At 76.4% G+C, this 398-nt stretch carries 1 protein-coding gene; it reads left to right on the top strand.

Features of this window, described 5'->3' with window-relative positions:
• Positions 1-62: 62 nt before the first annotated feature.
• The coding region (locus tag ACSNOH_RS35190; RefSeq protein ID WP_436725503.1) for an FHA domain-containing protein at positions 63-398 on the top strand (336 nt) is incomplete at its 3' end.

Here is a 398-nt window from a genome sequence, read left to right on the forward strand (position 1 = left end):
GTCCCCGCCGCCCCCGTGCCACCGGCAGGCGGGGCAGGGCGGCCCGCCGTAAAATTACCGGTATGGGAGAGCGGCCCGTCGTGCCCTCCGCCCCCGAACTCGTGGTCGAGTCCGACGGCGGTTCGCAGACGATGACCCCGAGCCGCGTCTACCACGTGGGGCGCGACCCGCAGAGCGACATCGTGCTGCACGACGCCCGCGTCTCCTGGCACCACGCCGTGCTGCGCCCGGTCGCCGACCACTGGGCCGTCGAGGACACCGGCAGCACCAACGGCACCTGGGCCGAGGGCCGGCGCGTGCAGCTCCTCGACGTGGGCCCCGGCACCGTCCTGCGCTTCGGCAACCCGGCCGACGGGCCCGCCGCCGTCCTCAAGAGCGCCCCGCCCCCGGCACCGCCG

Source organism: Streptomyces sp. URMC 127, assembly GCF_051386535.1.
Lineage (GTDB): Bacteria > Actinomycetota > Actinomycetes > Streptomycetales > Streptomycetaceae > Streptomyces.